The following is a 5,979-nucleotide window of genomic DNA, read 5'->3' on the forward strand; positions in this document are numbered from 1 at the left end:
AAGCCCGGTCAATCAGACCGGGCTTGGAAGGGCAGAACGTCACTCTTTGGGAAGACTTCGGTATTGCGTTGTCGTCATACCCGCATACCCCCAGTTATCCGTATCGACCTCCTCTATCACGATGTGGGTCAAGTGCGGGTCCTTGCCCAGCACCCGCTGAAGGGTTTCGGTGATCTCGGAAATGACCTGGGCTTTCTGCTCGCGAGTGACGCCGTCGCGGGTAATACGCACATTGACGAAAGGCATGAGGCACTCCTGCTGATGAGAAATAAGCGCAGGAGGGTTCCCGCGCCACGAGGGCCACTATATTTATCCGCCTGCGGCTGATAAACAGGTGTCTGGAATCTTCAGTTGATACGCGGTGTAACGAATCATGAAGCGGCATTTCGAAGACCTGCAATTGGGCAGCATAGAACTGTTTTGCTTGGCGGCGGAGGCAGGGAGTTTCACCGCAGCGGCCCAGCTTGCCGGTGTGACTCCAGCGGCAGTGAGCCGCTCGATCTTTCGCCTGGAAGAGCGCCTGGGTTCACGACTTTTCGTGCGTACCACCCGCAGCATCCGCCTGACCGAAGCCGGCAGGACCTACTTCGAGCAATGCCGCCAGGCGTTAACGCAACTGGTGGAGGCGCAACAGCAAATGATGGGCGCGCAAGCGGTGCCGTCCGGGCAACTGCGCATCAGCCTTCCCACCACTTACGCTCATCACCGGATCCTGCCGCTGCTGCCGGCATTTCGGGCTCTGTACCCACAAGTGACCGTGGACCTCCACCTGAGCAACCGCAACATCGACTTCGTGGCCGAGGGTTATGACCTGGCGATTCGGGTGCGGGCCCAACCGGACTCCTCCTTGATCGCCCGACTGCTGGAAGACGCGAAACTGGTGGTGGTCGCGTCCCCAGATTACTTGCGCAAGGCCGGCACGCCGCAGGTCCTTGAAGACCTGGACGATCACGAGTGCATCCAGTTCGAATTGCCCAGCAGCGGGCGGCGGATTTCCTGGTTGTTCAATGTCGAAGGCAAGGAAAAGGAGGTGTTCGGCGAAGGGGGTTATTGCTGTTCGGACGATGTGCTCGGCGGCGTGACGCTGGCCAAACATGGCGCCGGCTTGTTCCAGACCTACAAATTCATCGTGGAGCAGGAGCTGGCCAACGGGCAATTGGTGGAGGTACTTGCGCCTTTCGCGGGGCGCTCACGTCCGTTCACCTTGCTGTATCCCCACGGTCGGTACGTGCCGCAGCGGGTGCGCGCCTTTGTCGATTTCCTGCTGCAGTACCGCCAGCAATGGGCCGGAGCCTGAAGCAAGGCGTCAGGGCAGAGCAGACATCCTTGTGGCGAGGGAGCTTGCTCCCGCTGGGCTGCGTAGCGGCCCCTTTTTTGCGGTCGCTTCACAACCGAGCGGGAGCAAGCTCCCTCGCCACAATGGATCACCTGAGGCTCAAATAACGCGCTTGCCGCAGAGGTGCCCGGCCTAGCCCGGTATCAGAACCGAAACGCCTGCCGCCCAATCAGCAACCACTTGCCATTCTTCTGCTTCTGCCAGATCTGAAAGTTCTCGATTTCCGTCGGAACCACTTCGGTGCCCTTGAGCGCTTGGGCGGAGAAGTGGTGGCGCACCAGGGCCACATCGCCTGACAGGGTGATTTGCTGATCCTTCATTTCCAAGGTCTTGAACGCGCTTTTGCCGGTTTCGATGTCGGCAATGAAGGCTTTCTTGTCCTGAATCTTCCCGCTGGAGTGCCCGTAGGTCAGGTTTTCGGCGGCCAGTGCCTGGAGTTGTGGGATGTCTTTGTGCAGCATGGCTTGGGTCAGATGGTCGACGGCCTGGGCCACTTCCTGCTCGGCCGGTGAAGAGGCAGCCGCGACGTAGCCGCTGAACAGGCACAGAAAGCTGATGACCAATGTGGCTTTTTTCATGGGTATTTCCTTATTTTTGTAGGTATCGGAGCGGATGAGCGTTTTAGGCTGATCTCGTCTGTCATCGTACAACTTGTTTGAGTGGGCGGGAATAGGCCGTCAAGTTTGGTTAGTGTGGCGAGGGGCGACATCGGTAGGCTTCAGATTCAGAGACCCTCCCGAACCGCGCCGCGAATGCCCTCCAGCAACATGGCAAACGCCGGGTTGTCATTGTCCTGGCGCCATACCAGGTGCAACTCGCTCTGTACCCCTTCGCCCAGATCGATCTCACGAAACACCACCTGCCTGAACACCACGCTGGTGGCACAGCGGGGCACGAGCGCCAGACCCATGCCAGCGTTGACCAGCGCCAGGATCGTCAGCGAGGACCCCAGCCATTGCACGAACTGCGGTGCGACGCGGGCCGAGCGCAGCATGCCGGTGAGCAGTTCGTTGAAGGGTGGGTAGGCGGAGTGGGAGTACATCAGGAAGGGTTCACCGTCGAGGTCCTCGACGCCCACCGAATCGGCACTGGCCAGCGGATGACCCGCCGGCACGGCCAGGACGAAGGGTTCGCGCACCAGGCACTCGGTGGCGTAGCCGGTTTCCAGCAGGGGTGAGCGGACGATCCCCAGGTCGATGCGGCGGGCACGCAGGGCCTCGTGCTGCTGGTAAGTGTTCATCTCCGACAGGACGATTTTTACCTGGGGTTGTTTCAAGCGGGCTTCGGCGATGACCTTGGGCAGAAACTCATACACCGCACTGCCGACGAAGCTGATGGTGACCGAGCCGATGTCACCCTGGGCAAACCGCTTGGCGGCCACGGCGGCTTGTTGCGCCTGCTCCAGAAGGTTCTGTGCTTCGATGAAAAACGCCCGCCCGGCGGCCGTGAGCGCCACGCTGCGAGTGCTGCGGGTGAACAGTTCGACACCCAGGTGATGTTCCAGCAACTGGATCTGCCGGCTCAGCGGAGGCTGGGTCATGTTCAGACGTTCGGCGGCGCGACGGAAGTTGAGTTCGGTCGCCACCGTGGTGAAGCAGCGTAGCTGGGCCAGTTCAAACATTGATTCAATCCAGGTATCAATCAAGTGCCAAGTTAGATTAGACGGGAACAATACCCTCCGTCCATCATCCTCCCGTCCTCTACAAAAACAATGATCGGAGCCGCTGCATGAAGATCACCCGCGTCACCGTCACACCCATCGCCTTTCGCGATCCGCCGTTGCTCAACGCCAGCGGTATTCATGAGCCCTACGCGCTGCGCTCGATCATCGAGATCGAGAGCGACAACGGTTACATCGGCCTGGGAGAGAGCTACGGCGATGCGCCTGCCCTGGCGATCCAGCAGCAATTGCAAAGCCAGTTGATTGGGCTGGACCCGTTCAACCTCAACCAGTTGCGGGCCATCGTCCAGGCCACCGTCGCCGCTCCCCGGCCCGCCAGTGTTGCCGGTGCGGAGCTGGCACCGGGTTCCCATGCGAGCAAGGCGGTGAGTAATGCTTACTCGGCGTTTGAGGTGGCCTGCCTGGACCTGCAAGCCCATTACCTGAACGTGCCGCTGGTGGATCTGCTGGGGGGGGCGATTCGGGATGAGATCCCGTTCAGCGCCTATCTGTTTTTCAAATATGCCGAACACGTCGATTCGCCCTATCCGCCGGACAGTTGGGGCGAGGCGCTCAACGAACAGCAAATCGTCGCTCAGGCCCGGCGCATGATTCAGGACTACGGCTTCAAGAGCATCAAGCTCAAAGCCGGCACCCTGGAGCCGGAACACGAAGTGGCCTGCATCAAGGCGTTGAAACAGGCCTTCCCCGGTTACCCGCTGCGCATCGACCCCAATGGCAACTGGTCGCTGGAAACCTCCATTCGCATGGCCGAGCTGCTGGGTGATGACCTGCAATATTACGAAGACCCGACGCCGGGGCTTGAGGGAATGGCCGAACTGCACAGACGCACGGGCCTGCCGCTGGCGACCAATATGGTGGTCACCGATTTCGACGAATTCCGTCGTAGCGTGGCGCTGAACAGCGTGCAGATCGTCTTGGCCGACCACCATTACTGGGGTGGGCTGCGAGACACCCAGGCGCTCGCGAAAATGTGCGACACCTTTGGCCTGGGGGTGTCGATGCATTCGAACTCCCACCTGGGCATCAGCCTGATGGCCATGGCCCACGTGGCGGCTGCGGTGCCGAACCTGGACTATGCCTGTGATACCCATTACCCGTGGCAGGAACCGGATGAAGAAGTGATCAAGGGCGGCAAGCTGCCGATTGTCGATGGCTGCGTGAAAATCACCCGCGCACCGGGGCTTGGGCTGGAGCTGGACCGCGATCAACTGGGCAAACTGCATGAGCAGTTCCTCAGTTGCGGCATCCGCCAGCGCGACGATGTGCGGCAGATGCAGCGCTACAAGCCAGACTGGAAAACCGTCAAGCCAAGGTTCTGAGGTGAAGGCGGGGGGCTGCTGCGCAGCCCAGCGGGAGCAAGGTCTGTGGGAGCAAGGCTTGCCCGCGATAGCCGCGCCGCGGTCGAACAGCTGAACCGCGTTATCGTTCATCGCGGGCAAGCCTTGCTCCCACAGACTTCCTACAGGTCTTGCTCTCACAGATACCCCTTGCTACAAGTCGGTGCTACTCCAGCACCAACCCTACATTCCTCAGCCTCCCCGTGCGGCCCGCACCCAAAGTACCGCGCCCGTCGGCATCGCAGTCTTACACCCAAACAGCCGCGCCGGGCCGGCGCTGCCAAAGCATCCGCCAATTGCCTCCAAGGCAGCGTATGACGCGGCCTGACGCCTTTCGATAATCGCCTCCGACATCTCGTCTCATGTTGCGGAGCGCGCCATGCACAACAATAAAAACACCCGCCAACGTTTTTTGCCTGCGGTCATCGCCGGTCTTTCGACCCTGGGCCTGACGCCCTGGGCCCAGGCCGAAATCATGCTGTATGACAAGGACCAGACCACCTTTTCCACTGATGGTTACATCAACGCCTTTTACGTCAACAGCGATGTTGACCGGGCAGGGGAGCAGTTCGATCGCCGGCAGGCGCGGGTCAAGATGGGCTTCTTGCCCAACTACCTGGGCTTCAACATGGGCAAGCAGGTCGATGACCTCAAGCTCGGCGCCCGTGCCTCATTCTGGGTGACCATCAACGACAGTGAAACCAACGGCACCGACACCGCGATTGACGTGCGACAGTTCTACGGCACCGTGGCCAACCCCGAATGGGGCGAAGTGTTGATCGGCAAGGACTTCGGTCTGTTCGCCCGCTCCAACATTCTGCTGGACGAGTTGCTGGCCGGGTACGGGCAGGTCAGCGACACCCTCGGGCTGGTGGACGGCGGCGGCGTGTCGTTCGGCAACATCGGCAGCGGCTATCCTTATCCATTCCCCACTTCGCAGATCACCTACCGCACGCCGGTGATGGACGGGCTGCGGGTGGCGGTGGGCATCATGGACCCGGTGGACACCAACGACAGCAGCGCCACCGGCAAGGCCTACCAGGAGAACCCGCGCACTGAGAGTGAGGTGACCTACCAGTTCGACCTGGGCGGGGCGAAGATCTATAGCTGGCTTAACGGCAGCTACCAGACCTCGGACAACACCGACACCGCGGTCGATTCAGTGACCTCCAAAGGCCTGGGCTATGGCGTACAGGCGAAGATGGGCGGGCTGTCGCTCACCGGTTCCGGGTTCCAGGCCAAGGGCATCAACCCGTTCTTCACCAACAACGCCGGCGAAGCGACATTGCGCAATGTCGACAGCACTGGCTACCTGATGCAGGGCTCTTACAAACTGGGCAAGAACCGCCTGGCGCTGTCCTACGGCAAGACCGAGGACGACGGCAATGGCGTGGTGGGCAGCGGTGCCGACTATGAAACCCGCGGCATCGCGCTATTCCATGACGTCAACGACAACCTCAAGCTTGTGGCCGAATACAACCAGTTCGAAATCGACGGCCACGACACCAGCGCCCAGAACGAAGACACCGACACCTTTGCGGTGGGGGCGGTGTTGACCTGGTAAAGATGATCCATCGGGGGCAGTGCACAACCCTGTGGTGAGGGGATTTATCCCCGCTGGG

The 5,979-nt window shown here is 60.8% G+C and carries 6 protein-coding genes; 3 read left to right on the plus strand and 3 right to left on the minus strand.

The features are described 5' to 3' along the window. Window positions 1–39: 39 nt before the first annotated feature. On the minus strand, window positions 40–246 hold the full coding sequence (locus HU811_RS23860) for a tautomerase family protein (RefSeq protein WP_003202537.1): 207 nt from the start codon (window positions 244–246) through the stop codon (window positions 40–42). 127 nt (window positions 247–373) lie between these two features. On the opposite strand from HU811_RS23860, the gene HU811_RS23865 reads away from it, so the two are divergent. Further along, a complete protein-coding gene (locus HU811_RS23865; protein WP_186658422.1) occupies window positions 374–1,297 on the plus strand; it encodes a LysR family transcriptional regulator in 924 nt (307 codons plus the stop codon). Between the two features lie 182 nt (window positions 1,298–1,479). Here the strand turns inward: HU811_RS23865 and HU811_RS23870 are convergent, their stop codons facing one another. Together HU811_RS23870 and HU811_RS23875 are read right to left on the minus strand one after the other, a co-directional pair. After that, window positions 1,480–1,914, minus strand: coding sequence for a nuclear transport factor 2 family protein (locus tag HU811_RS23870; RefSeq protein WP_092455523.1), 435 nt, complete (start codon window positions 1,912–1,914; stop codon window positions 1,480–1,482). A 146-nt stretch (window positions 1,915–2,060) separates the two neighbouring features. Then, window positions 2,061–2,957, minus strand: a complete 897-nt coding sequence (locus tag HU811_RS23875) for a LysR family transcriptional regulator (protein ID WP_092398689.1) — start codon at window positions 2,955–2,957, stop codon at window positions 2,061–2,063. Window positions 2,958–3,064: 107 nt separating this feature from the next. Between HU811_RS23875 and HU811_RS23880 the strand changes: the two genes are divergently transcribed. Further along, window positions 3,065–4,339 carry a glucarate dehydratase family protein gene (locus HU811_RS23880; protein ID WP_186658425.1) on the plus strand — a complete coding sequence of 425 codons (1,275 nt, stop codon included), beginning with the start codon at window positions 3,065–3,067 and terminating at the stop codon, window positions 4,337–4,339. Between the two features lie 397 nt (window positions 4,340–4,736). After that, complete coding sequence (locus HU811_RS23885; protein WP_092398685.1) at window positions 4,737–5,921, plus strand: porin; 1,185 nt, start codon at window positions 4,737–4,739, stop codon at window positions 5,919–5,921. The last annotated feature ends 58 nt before the right edge of the window (window positions 5,922–5,979 follow it).

This window comes from Pseudomonas tehranensis, from assembly GCF_014268615.1.
GTDB lineage: Bacteria > Pseudomonadota > Gammaproteobacteria > Pseudomonadales > Pseudomonadaceae > Aquipseudomonas > Aquipseudomonas tehranensis.